Annotated in this window: 13 protein-coding genes; 9 read left to right on the top strand and 4 right to left on the bottom strand. The window is 69.7% G+C overall.

The window, feature by feature from the left end:
• Positions 1–180 precede the first annotated feature (180 nt).
• The 4 genes from ABZX11_RS22355 to fxsT (ABZX11_RS22340) all read left to right on the top strand — a co-directional run bounded on the left by ABZX11_RS22355 (position 181) and on the right by fxsT (ABZX11_RS22340) (position 8194).
• Positions 181–1083 (top strand): hypothetical protein, encoded by a 903-nt coding sequence (locus ABZX11_RS22355; protein WP_354915790.1) that lies wholly within the window; start codon positions 181–183, stop codon positions 1081–1083.
• Positions 1084–1196: 113 nt separating this feature from the next.
• Entirely contained in the window at positions 1197–2687 is a 1491-nt protein-coding gene (locus ABZX11_RS22350; protein ID WP_354915787.1) for a hypothetical protein, read from the top strand.
• Positions 2671–3762 carry an AAA family ATPase gene (locus tag ABZX11_RS22345; protein ID WP_354915784.1) on the top strand — a complete coding sequence of 364 codons (1092 nt, stop codon included), beginning with the start codon at positions 2671–2673 and terminating at the stop codon, positions 3760–3762. The genes ABZX11_RS22350 and ABZX11_RS22345 overlap by 17 nt, the downstream gene beginning before the upstream one ends.
• 1 nt (position 3763) lies before the next feature.
• Positions 3764–8194, top strand: coding sequence for an FxSxx-COOH system tetratricopeptide repeat protein (gene fxsT, locus ABZX11_RS22340; RefSeq protein ID WP_354915781.1), 4431 nt, complete (start codon positions 3764–3766; stop codon positions 8192–8194).
• A gap of 17 nt (positions 8195–8211) precedes the next feature.
• On the opposite strand, the gene ABZX11_RS22335 is transcribed toward fxsT (ABZX11_RS22340), so the two are convergent.
• Both ABZX11_RS22335 and ABZX11_RS22330 read right to left on the bottom strand, forming a co-directional pair.
• Entirely contained in the window at positions 8212–10035 is a 1824-nt protein-coding gene (locus ABZX11_RS22335) for an HEXXH motif domain-containing protein (RefSeq protein WP_354915778.1), read from the bottom strand.
• Positions 10036–10037: 2 nt separating this feature from the next.
• On the bottom strand, positions 10038–10229 hold the full coding sequence (locus ABZX11_RS22330; protein ID WP_354915775.1) for a hypothetical protein: 192 nt from the start codon (positions 10227–10229) through the stop codon (positions 10038–10040).
• 294 nt (positions 10230–10523) lie between these two features.
• Between ABZX11_RS22330 and ABZX11_RS22325 the strand changes: the two genes are divergently transcribed.
• From ABZX11_RS22325 to fxsT (ABZX11_RS22315), 3 genes are read left to right on the top strand one after another with little or no spacing between them, the layout of a single operon-like run.
• Positions 10524–12053: a hypothetical protein gene (locus tag ABZX11_RS22325; protein WP_354915772.1), complete on the top strand. Its 1530-nt coding sequence runs from the start codon at positions 10524–10526 to the stop codon at positions 12051–12053.
• Positions 12031–13089: an AAA family ATPase gene (locus ABZX11_RS22320; protein ID WP_354915769.1), complete on the top strand. Its 1059-nt coding sequence runs from the start codon at positions 12031–12033 to the stop codon at positions 13087–13089. Before ABZX11_RS22325 ends, ABZX11_RS22320 begins: the two co-directional genes overlap by 23 nt.
• Before the next feature lies 1 nt (position 13090).
• Entirely contained in the window at positions 13091–17368 is a 4278-nt protein-coding gene (fxsT, locus tag ABZX11_RS22315) for an FxSxx-COOH system tetratricopeptide repeat protein (RefSeq protein WP_354915766.1), read from the top strand.
• Here the strand turns inward: fxsT (ABZX11_RS22315) and ABZX11_RS22310 are convergent.
• Both ABZX11_RS22310 and ABZX11_RS22305 read right to left on the bottom strand, forming a co-directional pair.
• Positions 17299–19167 carry an HEXXH motif domain-containing protein gene (locus ABZX11_RS22310; RefSeq protein WP_354915763.1) on the bottom strand — a complete coding sequence of 623 codons (1869 nt, stop codon included), beginning with the start codon at positions 19165–19167 and terminating at the stop codon, positions 17299–17301. The genes fxsT (ABZX11_RS22315) and ABZX11_RS22310 overlap by 70 nt on opposite strands.
• A gap of 338 nt (positions 19168–19505) precedes the next feature.
• Positions 19506–20684: a TetR/AcrR family transcriptional regulator gene (locus ABZX11_RS22305; protein WP_354915760.1), complete on the bottom strand. Its 1179-nt coding sequence runs from the start codon at positions 20682–20684 to the stop codon at positions 19506–19508.
• Between the two features lie 149 nt (positions 20685–20833).
• On the opposite strand from ABZX11_RS22305, the gene ABZX11_RS22300 reads away from it, so the two are divergent.
• Together ABZX11_RS22300 and ABZX11_RS22295 are read left to right on the top strand one after the other, a co-directional pair.
• Positions 20834–22045 carry an acetyl-CoA C-acetyltransferase gene (locus ABZX11_RS22300; protein WP_176175107.1) on the top strand — a complete coding sequence of 404 codons (1212 nt, stop codon included), beginning with the start codon at positions 20834–20836 and terminating at the stop codon, positions 22043–22045.
• A gap of 8 nt (positions 22046–22053) precedes the next feature.
• The gene (locus tag ABZX11_RS22295) at positions 22054–24225 is read left to right on the top strand and encodes a 3-hydroxyacyl-CoA dehydrogenase NAD-binding domain-containing protein (RefSeq protein WP_176175108.1); all 2172 of its coding nucleotides are present in this window, start codon (positions 22054–22056) and stop codon (positions 24223–24225) included.
• The last annotated feature ends 29 nt before the right edge of the window (positions 24226–24254 follow it).

The raw sequence follows: 24254 nt of genomic DNA, 5'->3' as shown, positions 1-24254 counted from the left end.
TCGATGGTGGAGACGCGGTGGTCCTCATCCGCGCTCACCAGGTGCAGGCGTGTCGTGGGCACGCCGAATTATGGACGAAAACATGTCAACAGGCGCCGGATTTGTCGTAACGCCCTGCGCGAACATGGCCCAGCGTGCATGGGTCTGGGACAATGGTCCCGGGACGTGGGGAGGTGGGCCGTGCATTCCTATCCGGCCGCGCACCACAGGACGATCATGGCCGTCGACATCGCCGGCTACAACGACCCCCGGCGGACGACGGCGCACCGGCTGGTCATCCACGACGGGTTCTGGAGGATCATGCGCACGGCGTTCGCGGACGCCGGCATCCCGTGGGACGCGCTCTTCAGGGAGAACACCGGCGACGGCATGATGATCCACCTGCCGACGGAGGTGGCGAAGGCGGACCTGGTGGCCGAGCTGCCCGAACGGATGCTGGCCGAGCTGCGCCGCTACAACGAGGTCCACGCCGCCGAGGCGAACGTGCGGCTGCGGATGGCGCTGCACGCGGGCGAGGTCTACCAGGGGAGCAACGGAACGATCAGCGACGCGAACAGCCACGCGTTCCGCCTCCTGGATGCGGCAGAGGTCAAGGTCGCGTTGCGGGAGTCGGAAGCGGTGCTGGCCCTGGTCGTGTCGAACACGTTCTACCAGGACGTGGTCCGCGCCGACCCGGCGGCGGACGCACGCGCGTACCGCCGCATCCCGATCGAGAACAAGGAAACGAAGACGGAAGCCTGGCTCCGGCTGCTGGGCGCGGTCACCAACGGGTTCCCGGTGCAGGTGCCGGCGGCCCCGGACTTCCCGGCGCTCGTGGAGGCGTTGCTTGCGGTGCCCTGCGTGCGCAAGACGGAAAGCCGACAACTGCTGCTGGAATTGTTCCCCCGTCGGGAAATCGCCGACCTGGTGCCCCATCACGCCGAAGACCGTCTGCAGGTGATCGCACTCGCGCGCACGTGCCTGCGCTTCGACGGCGGCCTGGCGGCGCTGCTCACCGCGGTCCGGACCGTCGAACCGGAATCACCACAGGTGGTGGCGCTGGCGGCGGTCATCGGCCAGTGGCCAGGGCATCCGACGTGGTGAAGCGGCCGGTGCGCTTTGGGTGTTGGTGCGCGTGTCAGGTTTTTGCCCTTTTGTGATTACGCCGAACAGGTAAACTCACGATCTTCGGTGCGCTTCTCGGGGCGGAGGTGAGGGTGAAGCAGGGGCATCCCGGCCTGGGTATCGCAGTCCGCAAGGCTGTCGTGGACGTGCTCGTGGTGGCCGGCTTCGCCGATGACAAATCCATTCGCACCCTGATGGTGAGCGAACTGCGAGAGGCACTCGACCAGCCGTTCACCTTTTCGGACCAGTTGACCGGTCGCGATCAATTGATCGAGATCGTTTCCGCGTGCTGCCGGCTCGCGGAAGGGCTGAACGCGCTGGCGGACGTGATCGAATTCCTCCGTCCTGGCAGCAAGGAGTGCGCCGAGGTGCGCGCCCTCGTGGCGTCGGTCCGGATGCACGAAGTCGTCCCGGCGGCGGAACAGGAGAAACTGCGGGAGCGGTTGGCGGGTTTCTCGCCGCCGGGACTCGGGATGGCGGTGCGCCGCGCCGCCCGCTACGTCTCCCCGCCGCCCCGCTACGAAGACGCGTCCGCGGCGTTTTCCGGGCTCGCCGACTACAACGCGGGACCGGGCGAACTGCCGCCGCTGTTGCTCTTCGTCGAACTGATCGCCGCGGAATGCGACGACGACCTCGCGGCGGAACTGCGCGCTTGGTCCGACGGCCAGGTGCGGCGGCTCCGCCTCGGGGAAGCCCTCGCGCAGCTGCGCGAGGAACTGGCGGCGGTCCGGCCGGGGCCGGGCCGGCTCCACCTCCTGATCGTCGCGCGCCCGGACCCGATCGAAGAGGACCTCTACGAGCTTTCCTGCTGGCGGCAGGACGATCCGGACGACTGGGCACCCGCCAGGGGTGAGATCGCGCTGGTTCGCGAAAGCGAGCTGGAGTGCCACGTCGACGTGATGATCGCCGAAGCCGAACAGGCTTGGTCGCAGGTGTCCACCGACGTGGTGATCGAGTTCGTCCTGCCGCGTGCGTTGTTGAACCTACCGGTGCACTCCTGGGCTACCGAGCGTGCTTCCGGCGCACCGAAACCGCTTTACCTCGGGTATCAGACGGTCGTCCGGTCACTGGAACGGATGAGTTCTCCGCGGTGGCACCGCGTCTGGCGGCAACGGTGGGACTCTTGGATCAGTGACCCCTCGTTCGAACGGGTGTATTTCTGCCAGGTCGGTGACCGCCGTGATCCACTCCGGCTCGAGGCCGTATTGAGCAACGATCAATGGGCGATGACCGTGCTGACCGAATCACCGCCGGTCAGCGCGATTTCCGGGCAGGACGAGCTTTTGCCGGCGTTGCGGACGGGCATCCCAGTCATCGTCTGGCATCCGACAGCCCCTTCGGAAGTGGTTCGCGAAGTGGTAGCCTGGCTAGTCGAAAGCAGTGGCGGATTGGGAAATTTGCCCGCGCTGGTAAGGGAGTCTCGGCTGGACGCGCTTCGGAATCCGCCGTCGTCGGACGATGGCGGAGCACTCACGGAACTGGTTGTGCTATGGGACGATCCGAATCGATTGCTTCCCATCGGCGAAACCGGGATCGTGGGGCGCCCCGAAGGAGGTGCCGACCAACGTGACCGAGCTTCCTGATCACCACCTCGGCGGGCCGTCGCACCCGGACAGTCCGCCCGATTGGTGGATATACCGAGGGACCGGACGGCCCCTGCACGACGTCCGGCTGGCCGACCGGTTGCCGGATCCGCCGCCGTGGCGCACTTTCCGCGGGGCCACGCTGCCGGAGCGGGACGTCTTCCCGCCCGATGACGGCGAGATCGAGCGCAAGCTGGGGACGGAGCTGAGCTACTCCGCCCACGACGTCGACCCGCACGAAGTGGAGATGGTCAACGCGGCGCTCTACCTGCGGCGGCCGCTGCTGGTGACGGGGCGTCCGGGCAGCGGCAAGTCGTCACTGGCCTACCGGATCTCACGGGAACTGGGGCTGGGGCGCGTGCTCCGCTGGGCCATCACTTCGCAGACCACGCTCAAGTCGGGCCTGTACGACTACGACGCGATCGGCCGCGTGCAGGCCGCCGCGGCGTGGAAGGAACTCGCCGGGGCCGGTCCGGGAGTGCAGGGTGAGGTGCCGATCGGCGAGTTCGTCCGGCTGGGCGAGCTGGGCACGGCGTTCCTGCCGCGGAGGCAGCCACGCGTGCTCCTCGTCGACGAACTGGACAAGTCGGAATCCGACCTGCCGCACGATCTGCTGGGGCTGTTCGAGGACGGCGAGTTCGTGGTCCCCGAGCTGGCCCGGGACGCGCGCCGCGCGACGTCGGCGGAGGTGTTCACCGCAGATCCCGGCTACACGGCCGAGATCCAGCACGGCCGCGTCCGGTGCTCGGCCTTCCCGATCGTGGTGATCACCAGCAACGGCGAGCGGGAGTTCCCGCCCGCTTTCCTGCGGAGGTGCCTGCGGCTGGAGACCCGTGAGCCGGACGCGGGCCAGCTCGCGGCGATGGTCGCGGCGCACGCCCTGGACCCGGAGGGCAGCCGGGCGGGGTTGATCGAAGACTTCATCGCTCGCAGCGCGGCCGTCGGGGGACTGCCGGCGGACAAGCTGCTCGACGCGGTCTTCCTCGCCACCTCGGGTGCGTACCGGCCGGAGGACGGAGCGTGGCCGCGGCTCGTCGACTCGCTGTGGCGGCAGCTCAGCCAGCAGGTGCCGTGAAATGCCGCAGCGGCCGGACCCCACTGCGGGCGACCACGACCTGACGTGGACCGAACTCGGCGACGGCCTCTGGCTGATGGCGGCCATCGACGCGCTCCCTGCCCCCGCTGCACCACCCCCGGAAAGGCCGGCCGCCGAGCCTCCGGACAACGCGCGGAAACGCCGTCGGCCACCTCCGCGGGAAGACGGTGAACGCCCGCTCGCGCCTGCCGCCGGGGAGAGTGAACCGGATCGCCCACCGGCCTCGGCCGAACGGCCCCCGCTCCCCGCGCAGCACGCCGAGGCCGACGGCCCGTTCGCTCCACGGATCGGCGAACCGTCGCCCGACACGGAGCTGACCGGCGCGACGACCGCCCCTGCGTTGCCCGGCGCGGCCGACCTCGTCCGCGCACTCCGCCCGTTCAAGCGGAAGGTCTTCTCGAAGAGGGCGGACGACGTCGAACTCGACGAAGACCGCACCGCCGAAGAAGCCGCCCAGACGGGGGTGTGGCTGCCGGTCACCAAGCGGCGGCGCGGTCGCTGGCTGGACCTGACGCTCGTCGTCGACTCGTCCCCGTCGATGGCGTTGTGGACGCCCACGGTGAACGCGTTCGCCCGGCTGCTGGAACGGCTGGGGGCCTTCCGGTCCGTCCGGATCCGGCTGCTGGAAACCGGCAAGACGGGTGCGGCCGAAGGGGGCGAGGTCCTCGGCCCGACCCTGCGCGGCGGCACGGCCGACACCCCGGCACGCGGGGCGGGCGAGGTCATCTGCTCGTCGGACCGGAGCCTCCTGCTGCTGCTGACCGATGGAGTCAGCGACGCCTGGCACCGTGACCTGGTGTCGCCGATGCTGGCGCGGTGGGGTCGGTCGATGCCGGTCGCGATCGTGCACCTGCTGCCGCAGCGCCTCTGGCCCCGCGGCGGGATCGGGACTCACCAGGTGGTGCTCACCTCACCCGGTCCGTTGCGGCCCAACGGCGCTTACGACGTGCGGTCGGCCGACGTCCTCCTCGATCTGGCCGAGGCCGCCGAGCTCACCGCCGGTGCGGTTCCGGTGCCGGTGCTCGAACTGCAGGACCGGTGGCTCGGTTGGTGGGCGTCGATGGTCACCGGTGTGGGTGGCGTCGCGCGCAAAGCCGCCGTCGTGCTTACCCGCGACCAGCCGCGGCCCGGCGACGCCGGTGCGGGACAGCCGCCCGAGCAGTCCGCCCGGGAAAAAGTGAGGCACTTTCACAGTTTTGCGTCTCCGTCGGCGTTCCGGCTTGCGACGCTGCTGGCGGCGGTACCCGTGGACGTCGGCATCGCCCGCATCCTGCAGGCGGAGCTGGTACCCGGTTCAGGGCCCGGTCACCTCGCCGAGGTTTTCACCAGCGGGCTACTGGAACGGCTCCGGGACGGAACGCCGTGGGACCGGGCGCACTGGGAGTTCTCCGACCACGTCCGTCAGCTGCTCCTCAGAGGCGCCCGGCGTTCGGACACCGCGCACGCGGTGATCAGCGCGTCGCGGCGGTTCGGCGACCGGAATCCGGTGCTGGCGCGGTTGCAAGCGGCGCTGGCGGCTCCGGACGCGACGCCCGATCCGGTGGCGCCACAGGCGACGCCGGCGGAGATAGCCCTCGAACGTGACCTTATGCGTGCGCTATCGGGTCCGTATTTGTCCCGGGCGGACCGGTTGGAGAGTAGAATCGCCGGCATCGGCCAACCCGGTGATCGACCGACGACCATCCCACCCACTAGCATCCCGGCGGTGAGTGACACGATGTCGCAGGAACTCAAGCCGACGGGTTCCTCGAGCGAACCTGCAACCGTCGTCCATCCCGACACCAGGAATGTCGATATTCCGGCCTCGGTGAGCGAAGTGTCGCCGGTCGTGCGGACGAAGATCGTCCGGGAGATCGTCGATGTGACCAGTCGAAGCGAGCGCCGTTCCGGTGACGAGGCACCACCCGTCTGGGGTGCTGTTCCGCCCAAGAACCCCAATTTCACCGGAAGGCGTGAACTCCTCGATCAATTGAGCGAACGGCTTGGTGCCGGAACCACAGCCGTCCTGCCTGCGGCATTGCACGGAATGGGTGGTATCGGCAAGACGCAGATGGCGGTGGAATATATCTACCGGCATCTGAAGGACTACGACATAGTCTGGTGGATTCAGGCCACCCAAGACACCCAGATCCGCAAATCCCTCACCGAACTCGCCCAGCACCTGCGGCTGCCCGGCGCCGACGAAGCCATCACGGCGGTCCCGGCGGTCCGGGAGGCGCTGCGGCTGGGCCGTCCCTACCGGCGCTGGCTGCTGGTGTTCGACTCCGCCGAGGACCCGGCCATGGTGCGGCGGTTCTTCCCGGTGGACGGTCCCGGCCAGATCCTGGTGACCTCGCGCAACCCCAGCTGGGCCGGCATCGCGCGTCCCCTGGAAGTGGCCGTCTTCCAACGTGACGAGAGCAAGAAGCTGCTCGCCCTGCGCCGTTCCGAACTCGTCGACGCCGACGCGGACCTCATCGCCGACAAGCTCGGCGACCTGCCGCTGGCCATCGAGCAGGCCGCCGCCTGGCTGGCCGAGACCGGCATGCCCGCGCGGGACTACCTGGACCTGTTCGACGAGAAGGTCACCGAAATCCTCAGCACCTCGGCGCCGAACGACTACGAGGTGTCCGTCGCCGCGGCGTGGAACGTCTCGTTCGACGAACTCAGCACCCGCAACCCGGCGGCGCACCAGCTGCTGCAGGTCTGCGCCTTCTTCGCGCCCGAACCGATCTCGCGCAGCCTGTTCACCGGCGTGCGCGAGGTTTCCATCGCCCCGGAGCTCGACGCGGCCCTGCGCGACCCGATGCGGCTCGGCCGCGCGATCCGCGACGTCAACCGGTACAGCCTCGCGAAGATCGACCACCGGAGCAACACGCTGCTGCTGCACCGTTTGGTGCAGCTCGTCCTGCGTGAGCGGATGAGCGAACAGCACCGGCTGGAGATGCGCCACGGTGCACACCTGCTGCTGGCGAAGCTCGACCCGAACGACCCGGCGTCGCCGCAGACCTGGCCGCGCTACCAGGAAATCCTGCCGCACATCTACGACGCCGAACTGACCGACTGCGACGACCCGTGGGCGCGTCAGCTCGTCATCAACCTCTTCACCTTTCTCTACCACTGGGGTGACCACCAAGGCGCGCTTGCGCTGGCCGAGCGGGCGGTCAACGCCTGGGCAACCGATCGGGAACAGCGGATCGAACGGGGTGAGGCGCCCCGCGAGGATCCACCGCTGCTGGAACTGGGCGCGTCGGAGCGGCTGGCCTTCTTCTACTGGGTGGTCGGTCGTTACAGCCAAGCCGCCGACGTCGCGAAACAAACGCTCACGCGCTACACCGAGGCCCTCGGCGAGGAGCGCGAAGAAACGCTGAACGCGCAGCTCACCTACGCACTCATCCTGAAGGCCCGCGGCAGCTTCTCCGAGGCCCGGAGGCGCAACGAGGAGATCTACCTCAAGGCCCGCGGCCTGTTCGGCGGCGACGACCCGATCACGCTGGACGCCGCGCACGAGTTCGTCGTCGCCCTGCTCCTGACCGGTGAGTACTCGAAGGCCCGCGAGCTGGCCGAGGAAACCTACAGCCGCCGTGTCGAGACCTTCGGCTTCGACAACGACAACACGATCGGTACCCAGGTGCTCCTCGTGCTCGCGCGCCGCGAGCTGGGTGACTACCCGTGGGCCCGGATCGAGATGGAACGCATCGCGGAGCGGGCCGAGCAGCTGTACGGCGACGACAGTGTCGGCACCCTGCGGCGTCGCTACTACCAATCGGTGGCCTGCCGCAAGGACGGCGACCACGACGCGGCACTAGACCTGTCGAGGGACGCCCTGCGCCGGTTCCGCATCCGGTACGGCAACAACCACCCCAACGCGATGGCCTGTGCGCTCGGGCATTCCATCGATCTGCGGCACTCGCGGCGGTTCGCCGAAGCCCGGGCGCTCGGCGAAGAGGTGTTCGAGCTTTACCGGGAAAACCTCGGGGAGAACCACCCCCACACGCTGTCGGCGGCGCTCGACCTCGGCGTCACCCTGCGGCTCGGCGGCGACCCCGCGAGTGCCCGGGTGATCGACGAGAAGGCGCTGGCGGGGTTGCGCGAGAAGCTCGGCGAGGACCACCCGCACACGATCGTGTGCGCCATCGACGTCGCCAGCGACCTCTTCGCGATGGACCGCGTCGAAGAGGCCGCGGCACTGGACGCGGATCTGCTGGTCAGGGCTCGTGAGGTGATGGGCGAAGACCACCCGACGACGCTGGCCGTCCAGCTCAACCGCTCACTGGACCTGCGGACACTGGGTGAGGTTGCGGAAGCGGACGCGTTGTACGAGGACGTGGTGACGCGGTACCGCCTGGTGCTCGGGGAAAACCACCCCGGCACGGAAGCGGCGTCCCGCGGGGTCCGCGCCGACTGCGACATCGACCCGATGCCGCTCTAGCGCCCGCCTGGGCCGGTTCAGTGCGTGAACCGGCCCAGCCAGCCGGCGATCGCTTCGACGGACGGAGTCGATCCCGGCTCGTCGCGCAGCAGCCGGTGCACCGCCCGGACCAGTTCCGGGCGGTGCAGGATCGCCCTTGCCGCCGGTCCGGTGCTGTGTGCCGCTAGGGCGATCCCGAAGCCGGCCAGTGCCCCGGGATCGTCCGGGTTCGCCGCGAGCAGACGCCGGTAGCCCGCCGCCGCGGCGATCGGGCGTCCGGCCGCGAAATCCAGCTCCGGTTCGGTCACGCCAGGGACCGAAGCGCCGTGCTCGGCGAACTGCGCGGCGCCGTCCGGGCCGAGACGGAGCCGGATCAGGTCCGTCAGGGTGTCTTCCCAATCGCCGTCCGGCACCGGGGTCGGCTCCCGCGGTTCCAGCCGGCCGAGGACCGAACGCGGTCGCGAAAGCCCGTCTCGCCAAGCCGCGGCCAGCTCCGCCACCGTCCCGGGATCGGGGCGCAGGTGCCTGACCCGCCAGGCCGCGTAGTGGTTCTCGGCTGACGCCCTGGCCAGTGCCTTCGCGTGGGCGGACACCGGTTCGTCTTCCCACGGCCCGATCTCCGCCGCGACGTGGTCCAGGAACCGTTGGCCCGCCTCGGTGAGGCTTTCGTCGCCGTGCACCGCGTCGAGCGTTTGCCGGACCTGCCCCCGCCACAGCGCGAATTCGAACGCGGCCAGTTCGTTGCCCGGTTCCGCCGCGGTGAGTGCGCGCCAGAACGCCGTCACGCCGAAGAAAGCGTAGATGCCGTGCAGGACTCCGGCGATGGGCCGCGGATCCGAGCGCCACGGCGCGTACAGCCGCTCCCGCGGGTCGTCTTCGCTCAGCCGGACCAGGTGGAGCAACCCGCCCAGCCGGATGTGCTGGAACTCGTGGACCAGCGCTGCCGCCAGCGTCGCCGCGTCCTCGCCATAGCAGACGATCGCGCTGCCGAAGGCTTCTCCGGTGGACGCGCTCGGCAGCCGGAACGGAACAGCGGGGGCGGGCACGAGCGAGTACAGGCCGGTCGGCAGAACCGCCGCGGTCTCGGGAAGGTGTTCGACGAGCAGCTGCCACGCCCGGCCGAGCACCGATCGCCACGATTCGAGCTCGACCGGGCTCAACCGTGCCGGGAGGATCGGTTCGTACAGCTCGCGGTACGGGTCCAGGTCGTCCAGCTGCACCGCGAGCCGGTGTTCGCCCGACCAGCAGACGACTTGGCGGACCCCGAGCCAGCCCGGCACGTCCCCGGACGGGTGGCGGGGCAGCCGGACGGCCGAATGGCGGTTGCGGATCTCGACACGGCCGTTCGCGCCCCGGATGGTGGCGACGGAGAACGGCGCTTCGGCCCGCAACTGTGCGGTTCCCAGCGTCGGCAGGGAAACCTTCCCGCGCCAGGCCGGAAGTTCGATCTCGAAAGGGATTTCGGCGTGCACCGCGGCCGCGGCCGCGAGGCAGTGCAGGTGCCCGGCGTGCACCCAGAACGGGCAGACCCCGGTGACGTCCTGGCGGTAGAGCCGGGTGGTGTAGCCGGCCCACGTGCCGGTGTACGGGTGGGCGAGGATTCTCTCCAGTGCCGGTGGTGCCGCTCGTTCGACACGGGCCAGCAATTCCCACGCCGTTTCAGGAGACGGCAACGGGCGGTACAGATCTTCGGATTTGGTGACCACCTCGACGAGGCTGCGCATCAGCAGCAACCGGCGGCTCCGTTCGGCCGCTCGCAGTTTCCGCAGCGGACCCGGTCCGCCCCTGCCCGCCGCGATCGCGTCGAAATCCGTCCACGGCAGCTGGTGGCGCCCGAGATCCTCGACTTCCTCCACGGTCACGGTCAATCGACCCGCTTCGCGCCCTTGCTGCCACTCGCTGTCACCGGGATGTGCGAGACGCGTTCGACCGCATGGCTCAGCGCTTTGCGTATTTCGCCGCCGTCCAAGGTGCGCAACCTGGTGATCGACACGCCGCCGAGGTCGAGAAGTTCGGATTCGATTCCCGCATCCGCGCCGGAACGTGCTGCCTGCATCGCCCTTTTCTCCTCTCACCGGGAGAACGAGCCCCGTCGGCCCGCTTTCATTGTCCCGCATTCCGGGCGGTTGCGACAGGGACGGACGCAGTGCGCCGATCAGGTGACTGCAGGGGGCGGAAGCCGCTGGGCCGCCTGAGCTTTCCGGCTCGCTCGCCGGTGGTTTCGCCGCTGATCGCGGCCCTGCGTGCCGGTTTTTCGCCGGGGCATGTCCACGTTTTGCCCAGTACGGCTCCGGGATTCGGTGGGTAAAATCACGACTCGGGCTTCCGGGCCGGGGAGGTGGTTCGTCACGTGTCGGCCGGAGAACGTACCCACGGTGCGGGCCGCGAGCTGCACTTCCCGTCGGCGGTCCGCGTGGCGGTCCGGGAGGCGATCGTCAACGTGCTCGCCGGGATGGGGTTGGCGGGCGACCGGCCGACCCGGTCGCTGCTGGTGGATCTCATCCACGACAACCTCGGCTTCCCCTTGACGCTGTCCGATCACGCCACCGGGCGAGACCAGCTGATCGACATCGTCAACGCCTGCGCCAAGGCGGAGGGGGGCATGCAGGCGCTCGACCACGCCGTCCGCATGTTGCGGCCGAACTGCCCGGAATCAGAACTCCTGCACCGGCTCGTGCACGAACCGCGGATGCACGACCTGCTGCCGGAATCCGAACTGCCGTGGTTGCGTTCGGTGCTGACCGGGTTGACCCCGCCGGCGTTGAGCGTGCTCGTCCGGCGCGCCGCGGGCTGGGTCGCGGGGCCGGCCGGCGAACCGGGCGACGCGTGGGAGGCGTTCTGCCTGCTGACCGAGTTCAACACCCCCGCGCACGGGCTGCCGCCCGCACTCGCCTTCATCGAGTTCATCGCCGCCCGGTGCACCCGGGCCCTGGGCGACGAACTGCGGGAGTGGAACACCTGGCAGGCCAGGCGGGTGCAGGGCGAGGCCCGGTTGCGCGAACTGCGCGCGGAAGAGGAACCCCACGGCGGCGACGGGTTGCGGCTGCACCTGGTGATCATGGTCGAGCTGGACGGCATCGACCCCGACCGGCACGTGGTTTCCCACTGGCGGCAGGAGGATCCACGCGAATGGCCGCCGGCCCGCGGCGGGATGGCCACCATCCGCGGCACGGAACTCGAACACCACGTCGATCGGTTGATCGTCGACGCCGAACGCGCGTGGTCGGATTACCCGGAGGAGGTCGCGCTGGAGTTCGTGCTGCCGCGGGCGCTGGTGAACCTCCCGGTGCACCGGTGGTGCAAGGAACACGAGTCCGGAGATCCCCGGCCGTTGTTCCTCGACTACCCGATCGTCATCCGGTCGCTGGAGCGGATGTTCTCGCGTCAGTGGCACCGGGCGTGGCGGATCCGCTGGGCGGCAATGCTCGGCGACCCCTCCGCCGAGAGGGTGTACTACTGCCCGCCCCGTGACATCGCCGAGCGCCATCGGCTCGACGTGGTGCTCAGTGACGGGCGGTGGTTGGTGATGGTGCTGGCCGGGCCGCCGCCGGCCCGGCCGCGGCCGGGCGGCGACGAGCTGGCGACCGGGCTGCGGACGGGGATCCCGGTGGTGCTGTGGCACCCCGACGCATCCGCCGAGTTGTTGCGGGGCGCCGTCGCCTGGCTCATCGGCGGCGGCGGGCTCGGCGACCTACCCGCCCGCACGCGCGATTCCCGGCTTGCTGCGTACTCGAAGGAAACCCTTTCCGCCGATTTCCAAGCCGCACGCGATTTGGTGATCCTGTGGGACGACCCGAATCGGCTGATCTTTCTTGACGATGGCCCTTACCTGCCGAACGCGACACGGGAGATTGCGGATGAACGGGGAAAAGCGTCCTGAGTGGCCGAGCTGGTGGATCTACCGCGGCACCGGTCGTCCACTTCGCGACGCTTCGCTGGCCGATCTGCTCCCGCCCGCCCCGCCGTGGCGCGCGTTCACCGGTGGCCCGTTGCCCGAGGAGGACATCGTGGCGCCGGACGAAGGGGAAGCGGCCCGGCGCCTGGGCTCCGAGCACCGGCTGACCGCCCGGCACGTCGATCCGCACGAGATCGACATGGTCAACGCCGCCCTGTACCTGCGGCGTCCCCTGCTGGTCACGGGCCGCCCGGGCAGCGGGAAATCGAGCCTCGCCTACCGCGTCGCGCGCGAACTGGGGCTGGGCCGGGTGCTGCGGTGGCCGATCACGTCCCACACCACGCTCAAGAGCGGGCTGTACCACTACGACGCGATCGGCCGGGCGCAGGCGGCCGGTGCCCGGTCGGCCGCGGTGCCCGGCGGCGAGGTGGAGCCGCCGATCGGGGACTACCTGCGGCTCGGCGAACTCGGCACGGTCTTCCTGCCCCGGCGGCTGCCCCGAGTCCTGCTGATCGACGAGCTGGACAAGAGCGAGGCCGATCTGCCGAACGACCTGCTCAGCTTGTTCGAGGACGGCGAGTTCTCGATTCCGGAGCTGGTGCGGATGCGCAGCCGGACCCGGGAAGTCGAGGTCTTCACCGCTGACGCCGACGCGACGGCCACGGTGGTGGACGGACGGGTCCGGTGCGCGGCGTTCCCGTTCGTGGTGATCACCAGCAACGGCGATCGCGACTTCCCGCCGGCGTTCCTGCGGAGGTGCTTGCGCCTGGAGATCCAGGAGCCGAACATCGAACAGCTGGCGGCCATGGTGGCCGCGCACGCGCTCGATCCGGGTGACTCCCACCGATCGCGGATCATCGAGGAGTTCGTCAGCCGGAGCGAGGCGTACGGCGGTCTGCCGGTCGACAAGCTGTTGGAGGCGGTCTACCTGGCGACGTCGGGTGCCTACCACGAAGAAGGCGACTCCTGGCCGAGACTGGTGGATGCGTTGTGGCGGCAGCTGAACTCAGTGGTGCCGTGACATGAGCGACGAGCTGCCCGGCAACGGGCCCCTCTCGTGGCGGGAGGTCGCCGACGCGGTCTGGCTGACAGCGGTGCTGGGACAGCTGCCGGAGCGGCCGGCCGGGGAGCCGGACGCCCGGTCCCGCCCACGGGCGCCGGACCCGCCACCCGAGCCCCCGCCTCCGCCGCCTGAGCCGAAGACCCCGCCCGACCGGCCGGAACCCGGACCTGGGCGACCCGCCGAGCGGACCGAGCCGGTGACGCAGCGCCGTCCGCTGACCGAGGGGGTCGTGCACGCCGCCCGGGAAAGCGCTGCCCACGGCGAATCGTCCAACGGCCGGGGCCGGAAGCCTCCGACGATGCCGGGCGGGCTGGACATCCTGCGAGCCCTGCGGCCGTTGAAGCAGCTGCGTCCGTCGTCGAGCGAGGACGATCTCGAGCTGGACGAGGAACTGACCGCCGAACGAGCCGTGCAAACCGGTCTGTGGTTTCCGTTGCTGCGGCCCACGCCGACGACCCGCGTCCTCGACCTGACGGTGGTCGTCGATGCCGGGGCGTCGATGGCGTTGTGGCAGCACGAAGTCACGGCGTTCCTGCGGCTCGTGCAGCAGATCGGCGCGTTCCGCACGGTTCGGATCCGTTATCTGGAAACGGAAATCCGGGCGACGGACGGCTCACTCGCGCCCGTCCTGCGCGGTGGCACGCCGGACGCGCCCCAGCACAGCGTGGCCGAACTCCTGGACTGGTACGGGGGACGGCTGATGCTCGTGCTGACCGACGGCGTCGCCGAGGCGTGGCGTCAGGACCTCGTTTCGCCGTTGCTCGCCCAGTGGAGCCGCCGGATGCCGGTCGCGCTGGTCCACCTGCTGCCCCAGCACATGTGGCGGAAGAGCGGGATCGCGCTGCACCGCGCCCGGTTGACGTCACCAGGGCCCTTCCGCCCGAATCACCGCTACGGGTTCGACCTGCCGGATGCCTGGATGACCATGGCGGAACCGGAGAAGGCGATCGCCGGTGCGGTGCCGGTGCCGGTCCTCGAACTGGACGGCCGGTGGTTCAGCTGGTGGGTTGGGCTGATCGCCCGTTCGGTCGGCAAGGCGGTGCCTGCCACCGTCCTGCTCGCCCGCGACCAGCCGATGCCCGAGAGCGAAGACGACGAAGAGCCAGCGTCGTCGCTGACGGCCGAGGAACGGGCCCGGCGCTTCCTCGGCGCGGCGACCCCGCCTGCGTTCCGCCTGGCGACGTTGCTCGCCGCGGTGCCGGTCAACCTGCCGATCGCGCGGTTCGTGCGGGCGGAATTCGTACCCGAGGCCGACAGTTCGCACGTCGCCGAGGTGCTCACCAGCGGACTACTCGGCTTGCCTGCAGCCGGCAGCCCGGCCGGAGAGGACACGGTCTTCGCCTTCCCGATCCCGGTCCGCGAGGCCCTGCTCGCAGCCGCGAGGCGAGCGGAGACGGTGCAGGTGGTCGTGGCGACCGGCCGCCGGTTCGGGGACCGGCACCCGGTGCTGATCAGGATCATCGACGCGCTGGCCGACCCGGAGCGAGTGGCCCTGCCCGAGGAAGCCGCCGACGTCTCCCTCGAACGGGTCGTCATGCGGGCGCTTTCGGGGCCGTACGCGTGGCGAGCCGAACGACTGCGAGAACGGGAGCGCGAACTCGCCGCGGCGGAAGTGGAGGCGGAGGCCGCGATGGCCGCGGCGCACCAGGAGCTGCTCCCGCCGGTGACGGTGGGAGCCGGGGCACCGGAAGAGGCGCTGGTCGCGAACGTCCGCAACGAAGCGGCCACCTCCCGCCGCCGGGTCCGGCAGATCACCACCGACGCGCCGATGGTGTGGGGAGCGGTCCCCGCACGCAACCCGGAGTTCGTCGGCCGTCGCGAGCTGCTCGACCGGCTGGGTGCCGCACTGCGGTCGACCCGCTGTGCGGTGCTCCACGGAGCGGGTGGCCTCGGCAAGACGCAGCTGGCGGTCGAATACATCTACCGGCAGCTGCGCGACCACGATCTCGTGTGGTGGGTGAGCGCCCCTCAGGAGTCCCAGGTCCGGGCGTCCCTGACGGAGCTGGCCCGGCAGCTGCGCCTGCCCGGCGCGGAAGAGACGCTGACCGCGGTGCCCGCCGTGCTGGCGGCGCTCCGCGCGGGCAAGCCGTTCCGCCGCTGGCTGCTCGTCTTCGACGCGGCTGACCAGCCCGAGCTCCTGCGCCCGTTCCTGCCGCTCGAAGGACCGGGCCGGATCGTTGTCACCGCACTGGACGCGCCATCGGGTTCGTTACCGGCGGAGGCCATCGAAGTGGACCGGTTCGCCCGGGCGGAGAGCGTCGAACTCCTGCGTCGCCGTGATCCAGAGGCCGGCCCCGCGGACGCCGACGCACTGGCGGAGAAACTGGGTGACCTGCCGATCGCCCTCGCCCTGGCGGCGGCTTGGCGAGCCGAAACCGGCATCCCGGTGGCCGAGTACACGCGGCTGCTGGACGAGAAGGTGGCCGAGATCCTCGTGAACTCCCCGCCGGCGTCCGATTACGAGATCGCCATGACGGCGGCGTGGAACGTGTCCTTCGACGGGCTCGCCCTCCGCAACCCGGCCGCGCACCAACTGCTTCAGGTGTGCGCGTTCTTCGCTGCCGAACCGATCTCCCGGAGTCTGTTCACGGGGGTGCGCGGTGTTTCGATCGCTCCGGAACTGGACACCGCGATGCGCGATCCCGTGCTGCTGGACCACGCACTCAGGGAGATCAACCGGTACCGGCTGGGAAAGCTGGACCACCGCAGCGGAACCCTGCTCCTGCACCGGCTCGCGCAGCAGGTACTGCGGGCCCGGATGACCGACCGGACGCGCGGGGAGATGCGCCACGGTGCGCACATCCTGCTCGCCAACCTCGACCCGAACGATCCCGAGACGGCCTGGCAATGGCCGCAGTACCAGATCGTGCTGCCGCACCTCCGGCACGCCGAACTCATCGACTGCGACGATCCGTGGGTTCGCAGGCTGTTGCTCAACCTCATGAAGTTCCTGTACGTCACGGGCGACCACGCGGGTGCGGTCGCGCTGGCCCGGGACGTCGTCGCCGCCTGGACGGATCGTTACGGTGCCGAGGACGCCCAGACGCTGTCGGCGTCGGTCCAGCTCGGGTTCGTGCTCTGGGTGCTCGGCCGGTACGAGGAGTCTTCGGAGATCAGCAGGCAGACCTTGTGGCTGTACCAGCGCACGCTCGGCCCCGACTCCGAACAAGCCTTGCGAGCCGAGGTCCAGGTCGCGGTCGGGTTGAAAGCCAGTGGTGACTTCTACGCGGCCCGCGAGCTCAACCAGCGGACCTACGAGAAGGTCCGTTCACTCTACGGCGACGACGATCCGACCGCCCTGCGCGCTGCGCACGACTTGGTCGTTTCGCTGCTGCTGGCCGGCGAGTACCGGTCGGCTCGCAGGCTGAGCGAGGACACCTACGAACGCCGGTCGGAGGTTCTCGGGTACGACAACTGGGAAACCATCATGACCCTGAACATCATGATCATCTGCCGTCGGGAACTCGGTGACTATTCGTGGGCGCGCATCGAGCAGCAGCGGGTCGTCGAGCGGGTGCGCGGTTTGTTCGGTCTGGAAACCGACGGTGTGATCCGTCGCGACTACCACCTCGCGGTGGCACAGCGCAAAGACGGCTACCACGAAGCCGCGCTCGAACTGTCGGGCAGCGCGCTGCAGCGGTTCCGGCTCAAATACGGGTCGGGCCACCCCAGCGCGATGGCCTGTGTGCTCGCCCATTCGATCGACCAGCGCAATGCTGACGATCTGCCGGCGTCACTGGACCTGGGTGAGCAGGCGCTGTCGCTCTACCGGACTGGTCTGGGCGACCGGCATCCCCACACGCTGGCCGCCGAAGCCAACATCGGAGTGACCCTGCGAATGCTCGGTGATCCGGCGACTGCGTTGCACCGGGACGAACGCGCGCTGGCCGGGCTGCGCGACCGGCTGGGGCCGCTCCACCCCCACGTCCTCGCCTGTTCGATCAACACGGCGAACGACTGGTTCGCCCTCGGCGACGTGCAGCGTTCCCTCCGGATGAACACCGAGACGCTGGCGCGGTTGCGCCAGGCGTTGTCCGAAAGCCATCCCATCACCCTCGCGGCCCGGCTCAACCGGGCTCTGGACCTCGAACGGCTCGGCCGCGTCCGGGAAGCGGTCAGTCAGCACCAGGACGTGCTGGCCGCGGCCGACCGGGTCTACCGGCCCGGTCACCCCGCCGTCTCGGCCGCGGAGAAAGCGGTACGGGCAGAGTGCGATATCGATCCGATGCCGTTGTAACGGGGATCGTGCAGCGCTTCGCCGATCCAGCCGGCCAGTTCGCCGATCGCCGGTGCGGAGCCGGTGCGGCGCAGCTCCCGGTGCACGGCACGCACCACTTCCGGGACACCGAGCAGGGCGCGCGCTGCGTGCGCCGAGGGCAGGGCGAGGCCCAGGCCGATCATCGCCTCGGCCTGCTCCGGGTCTTGTTCGAGCACGGCCTGATAAGCCGAGCAGGCCTCAACGGTTCGTCCGGTGAGCAACAGGTGATCGCCCTCGAGTACTCCGGGCACCTGCGGCCACACCCGCGCCAGCACAGCGTCACCGTCCTCGGCGAAGCGAACACGAATCAGGTCTGCACGAGCGTTCGCCCACTCGCCGTCGGAAACGGTGTCGAGCCGGTCTGCCGGGAGTACCGGCGGGCACGGCTCGTGCTGCCGCCAGGCCCGGACCAGATCCAGAACCGTCTCGGGTTCGGGCCGGATGTGGCGGAGCCGCCAGCCGGCGTGGTGGTCCGCGGCCAGGGTTTCCGCCCAGTGCACCGCTTCCCGGGTGCTCGGTTCGGTTTGCCATGGTTCGAGGACGGTGGCGAGACCGGTGAGGAACCGGCGTCCTGCCTCGGTCAGCGCGGCATCGTCCCGGATCGCCTGCAGGGTTTGCCAGGTCAGGGTTCGCCAGTGGGCGAACTCGAAGCCGGCCAGCCGGTCGCCGGGATGTGCCCGTGAAAGCGCCCGCCAGAAGGCCGAGACGCCGAAGAACGCGTAGACCCCGTGCACGAGCCCACCCAGCGGTCGCGGGTCTTCGCGCCACGGGGCGTAGAGCCGCTCGGTGCGGTCGTCGTCGTGCAGCTGCACCAGCTGCAGCAAGCCGCCCAGCCGGACGTGTTGGAACTCGTGCACGAGCGCGGCGGCGAGCGTGGCCGGACCGCCCGTGCCGGGCTCGGCGATCACCGCGCTTCCGAAGGCTTCCCCGGTCGATGCGCTGGGGAGCCGGAACGGAACGGCAGGTTCGGGCACGATCGAGGTGAGGCCCGCGGGCAGGACTGCCGCGTATTCCGGCAGGTGCTCGACAATCAGGTGCCAGGCGTCGCCGAGCAGGTCCCGCCAGTGCGCCAGCTCGGCGTCGGCCAGCCGGGCGGGCGGGATCGGGTGGTAGAGGCCGCGGTGGGGGTCCAGGTCGTCGAGCCGGAGGGGCAGGATGCGGCCGCCGGCTTCGAACCGGAACTCCCGCAGCCGGCTCCAGTTCGCCGAGTCGGTCGTGACCTCCGAGTGGTCGCCGATGATCGTGAACGCACCGGCCGCACTCCGCACTTCGGCGGTCGTGAAGCCGCCGCCTTCGTCCAGCCGTCCGGCACCCAATGTCGGCAGCACGACGAAGTTGTCCCAGACAGGTACGCGCAGGGAAAAATCTAGGTTCGCGTGGATGGCCGCGGCGGCGGCGAGGGTGTGCAGGTAGCCGAAGTGGACCCACAGCGGGCACTCGCCCGTCAGTCCCTGCTCGATCAAGCGGGTCGTGTACCCGGCCCAGCTCCCGGTGTAGGGATGCGCGAGAACCCGCTCGAGCGCATCCGGCTCGGCCTGCTGCGCCCGCGCCAGCAGATCCCAGGCTCGTTCGGCGGGAGCGAGCGGTCCGGTCAGCCGGTCGTCGTTCGCGGCCGAGTCGACGAGGCGAAGCAGCAGGAGCAACCGGCGGCTGCGATCCGCGCCGCGCAACAGATTGACCGCCGCCGCGCCACCACCTCCGACGGCGAGCTGGTCGAAGGTATCCCAGCTGATCGAGTGCAGCTCGGACTCGGACGCCATGTGGTCCTTGGTGCGCACGGAACGCCCCTTCGCAATGGATTCAGTCGACGCGTTTGGCGCCGCCGCTGCTCCCGCTCGCGGTGACCGGAATGTGCGCGACACGGGTCACGGCGTGGCGAATCGAGCGGCTGAGCGCCGGGTTGTCGAGTTTCCGCAGTTCGGACAGGGAGACGGCGCTGAGATCTACGAGTTGGGACCTGATCCCCAGCGGTCCCGGGCCTTCCGGCTTTCGAGTAGCGATGTGGTGCTCCTGAGGCCGGAGGGGTTGATGGGGCAGATCTTGACATGAACCCCGCCCAGGTGGAAGGCGAAATACGCCGATCGAGTGTCGTTGAGGGCAAGGGCCCCTACGCTGATCAGGTGACGGTCACGCCTAACGTGGTGTAAATCAGTGTCGTCAGTTCGGCCCCGAAGTTCGGCCTCGACGCCACCCGGCGGGTGCGGGCCAGGTCGTTCGCGATCGTCAGCGCTGCGTGGACCGTGATCTTCGCTTCCCGTGCCGGCAGCTCCGGCCGCACCGCCGACAGCAGCGTCACCCACTGCGCCACGTAATCCCGCTGAACCCTCAGTAGATCCACCTTGTCGCGGTCCGGCATCGTCACCCGGTCCGCCGAGAACGACACCAGCAGCTCCGGCGTGTGCAGGATCGTGTGCACGTACGACGCCGCCAAGCGACGCAATGCCGTGCGCTCGTCCGGGGCGTGCAGTGCCTGCTCGGCCGCCAAAGCCAGCCGGTCCGCCGCCCGGTGGCCGATTGCCACCATCAGAGCCGCCTTGCTGGGGAAGTGGCGGTAGATGCTGGGCCCCGCTATGCCTGCCGCCGCTCCGATGTCCTCCATGCTCACCGCGTGGTAGCCCCTCTGGGCGAACAGGGCTGTGGCCTCCGCTAGGACCTGCTCGCGGCGGGAGGGGGTGCCCAGGCTCAGCGCCGAAGACGGTGGCGATGAAGACGGTGCGGGCAGTGTGGTGTTCAGCACATCGAGCGCCAGGTCGACCAGTAACTGAGCGAAGCGGCGGCGGGCCACCGACGTGTGGTGGACCGACACGCTCCCGAACACCGACAGCGCTGCCCAGCAGAGGAGCTCGGCGTCCTCCGCCGGCAGCTCCGGGCGGCTGGCCTGCAGGGCCTTCGACCACGCCGCCAGCGCCAACGTCGACCTGCGGGCTATCTCGCGCTGGTCCTCCTTCGGGAGGTGACGGCCTTCCCAGCGCCACAGCGCCGCGATCTCGCGGCGCTCGACCGCCTGGGTTGCCAACCGGCTCAACAGCGATGGCAGCTGGTCAGACGCCGGAACCGAGTCCGACAGGGCCTCCGCCGTCGCCGCCTCCATGTCCTCGAAGCCGCTCAGGACCACGTACGCCAGGATCGCCTGCTTGTCCGCGAAGTGCCGGTACAGCGCTGGCCCGGTGACGCCCGCCGCGTCCGCTATGTCCTTGATCGCCACCCCCGGGAAGCCTCGGGCGCGGAACAGCTCGGCCGCCACCGCGGCCAGCTGGGCCTTGCGGTCGCGAGGGCGGAGGCTGCGTTCGGTCATGGTGAGTGAACGATAGCGGCTCATGGCACACCTGCAACCCATTGACACCATGGGGTTATCCGGAGATATGTTAATGGCCATTAGCCCTACTGGCCGGTATCATCGGCCACGGTACGAAGACGTCCCACACGCTCGCGAGGAGTTGTTCAGTGAGTAGCGAGGCCTACATCTACGAGGCGATCCGCACGCCTCGCGGCAAGAACAAGGGCGGTGCCCTGCACGGCACCAAGCCGGTCGACCTGGTGGTCGGCCTGATCAACGAACTCAAGGTCCGCCACCCGAACCTCGACCCGCAGGCGATCGACGACATCGTGCTCGGCGTCGTCTCGCCCGTCGGCGAGCAGGGCGCCGTCATCGCGCGCACCGCCGCCCTCAACGCGGGCCTGCCCGAGACCGTCGCCGGCGTGCAGCTCAACCGCTTCTGCGCCTCCGGCCTCGAGGCCACCAACACCGCCGCGCAGAAGGTGCGCTCGGGCTGGGACAACCTGATCATCGCCGGCGGTGTCGAGTCGATGTCGCGCGTGCCGATGGGCTCCGACGGCGGCGCGCTGTTCATGGACCCGGCCACCGCCTACGACAACTACATCGTCCCGCAGGGCACCGGCGCCGACCTGATCGCGACCATCGAGGGCTTCTCTCGCGAGGACGTCGACCGCTGGGCCGTCCGCTCGCAGGACCGCGCCGAGGCCGCCTGGTCCGGCGGCTACTTCGCCAAGTCGGTCGTGCCGGTCAAGGACATCAACGGCGTCACGGTCCTGGACCACGACGAGCACCGCCGCCCCGGCTCCACCGTCGAGGGTCTCGGCAAGCTCAAGCCCGCCTTCGCCGGCATCGGCGAGCTGGGCGGCTTCGACGCCGTCGCGCTGCAGAAGTACCACTCGGTCGAGAAGATCAACCACGTCCACACCGGCGGCAACTCCTCCGGCATCGTCGACGGCGCCGCGCTGGTGCTCGTCGGCTCCGAGCAGGTCGGCAAGACCTTCGGGCTGACCCCGCGCGCCCGGATCGTGGCCACCGCGTCGATCGGCTCCGAGCCGACGATCATGCTGACCGGCCCCACCCCGGCCACCCAGAAGGTGCTGAAGGCCGCGGGTCTCAAGCCCGAGGACATCGACCTGTGGGAGCTCAACGAGGCGTTCGCCTCCGTCGTGCTCAAGTGGATCAAGGACCTGCACCTCGACGAGGAGAAGGTCAACGTCAACGGCGGCGCGATCGCCATGGGCCACCCGCTCGGCGCCACCGGCGCGATGCTGGTCGGCACCGTGGTCGACGAGCTGGAACGCCGCCAGGCGCGCCGCGCCCTGGTGACCCTGTGCATCGGCGGCGGCATGGGCGTCGCCACCATCATCGAGCGGGTGTGAGGAACCAAATGGCCGAGAGCAAGACCATCCGCTGGGAACAGGACGAAGACGGCATCGTCACCCTGACCCTGGACGACCCGAACCAGTCGGCGAACACGATGAACGCCGACTTCCGCGAGTCACTGGGTGTCACGGTCGACCGCCTGGAGGCCGAGAAGGACTCCATCACCGGCGTCGTCCTCACGTCCGCGAAGAAGACCTTCTTCGCCGGTGGCGACCTGAACGACCTCATCCAGGCCAAGCCCGAGCACGCGGTCGAGCTGACCGAGGGCAGCACCCTGATGAAGGGGCAGATGCGCCGCATCGAGCAGCTCGGCAAGCCGGTCGTCGCGGCGATCAACGGCGCCGCGCTCGGCGGTGGCCTCGAGATCGCGCTGGCGACGCACCACCGCATCGCCGCCGACGTCAAGGGCAGCCAGATCGGCCTGCCCGAGGTGACGCTGGGCCTGCTGCCCGGCGGCGGTGGCGTCGTGCGCACGGTGCGCCTGCTCGGCATCCAGAGCGCGCTGCTGAACGTCCTGCTCCAGGGCCAGCGGCACCGCCCGGCCAAGGCCCTCGAGCTCGGCCTGGTGCACGAGCTCGTCGGCTCGGTCGAGGAGCTCGTTCCCGCCGCGAAGGCGTGGATCAAGGCGAACCCCGAGGGCGGCGTGCAGCCGTGGGACGTCAAGGGCTACAAGATCCCCGGCGGCACCCCGTCGAACCCGAGCTTCGCGGCCAACCTCCCGGCGTTCCCGGCGAACCTGCGCAAGCAGATCAAGGGCGCGAACATGCCGGCGCCGCGGGCGATCCTGGCCGCCGCGATCGAGGGCGCGCAGGTCGACTTCGACACCGCGATCCAGATCGAGACGCGCTACTTCATCCACCTCGCCACCGGCCAGGTCTCGAAGAACATGACGAAGGCGTTCTTCTTCGACCTGCAGACCATCAACTCGGGCGGCTCGCGGCCGGACGGCTTCGAGAAGTACACCGCCAAGAAGGTCGGCGTCATCGGCGCGGGCATGATGGGCGCCGCGATCGCGTACGTCTCGGCGAAGGCCGGGATCGACGTCGTCCTCAAGGACGTCTCGCTGGAGGCGGCCGAGAAGGGCAAGGGCTACGCGGAGAAGCTCGAGCAGAAGGCGCTCTCGCGCGGCAAGACCACGCAGGAGAAGTCGGACGCGCTGCTGGCCAAGATCAAGCCGACCGCCGACCCGGCCGACTTCGCGGGCGTCGACTTCGTCATCGAGGCCGTGTTCGAGAGCGTCGAGCTCAAGCACAAGGTGTTCGGCGAGATCGAGAGCGTCGTCAACGCCGACGCGGTGCTGGGCTCCAACACCTCGACGTTGCCGATCACCACCCTCGCCGAGGGCGTGCAGCGCACCGAGGACTTCATCGGGATCCACTTCTTCTCGCCGGTCGACAAGATGCCGCTGGTCGAGATCATCTGCGGCGAGAAGACGTCCCCGGCGACGCTGGCCAAGGTCTTCGACTACACGCTGCAGATCAAGAAGACCCCGATCGTCGTCAACGACAGCCGCGGCTTCTTCACCTCGCGCGTGATCGGCACGTTCATCAACGAGGCCGTCGCCGCGCTGGGCGAGGGCGTCGAGCCGGCGTCGATCGAGCAGGCCGGTTCGCAGGCCGGCTACCCGGCGCCGCCGCTGCAGCTGATGGACGAGCTGACGCTGACCCTGCCGCGCAAGATCCGCAAGGAAACCCGCGAGGCGATCGAGGCCGCGGGCGGCACGTGGAAGGCGCACGCGTCGGAAGGCGTGATCGACCGGATGGTCGAGGAGTTCGACCGCAAGGGCCGTTCCACGGGCGCGGGCTTCTACGAGTACGACGCGGAGGGCAAGCGCACCGGGCTGTGGCCGGGGCTGCGCGACGCGTTCAAGTCCGGTTCGGCGGAGGTGCCGTTCGAGGACCTCAAGGAGCGGATGCTGTTCGCCGAGGCGCTCGAGACGGTGAAGTGCTTCGACGAGGGCGTGCTGACGTCGGTGGCCGACGCCAACATCGGCTCGATCTTCGGCATCGGCTTCCCGGCGTGGACCGGTGGCGTCATCCAGTACATCAACCAGTACCAGGGTGGCCTGCAGGGCTTCGTCGACCGGGCCCGTGAGCTGGCCGCCCGGTACGGCGACCACTTCGAGCCGCCGGCCTCGCTGGTGGAGAAGGCCGCGAAGGGCGAGATCTACGAATAACGGCTGACGTCCGAAGGCCGCCACCGGAA

The organism is Amycolatopsis sp. NPDC004169 (assembly GCF_040610315.1).
GTDB lineage: Bacteria > Actinomycetota > Actinomycetes > Mycobacteriales > Pseudonocardiaceae > Amycolatopsis.
The sequence above is the reverse complement of the archived record's forward strand: the minus strand, read 5'-3'. Positions and strand labels throughout refer to the sequence as shown.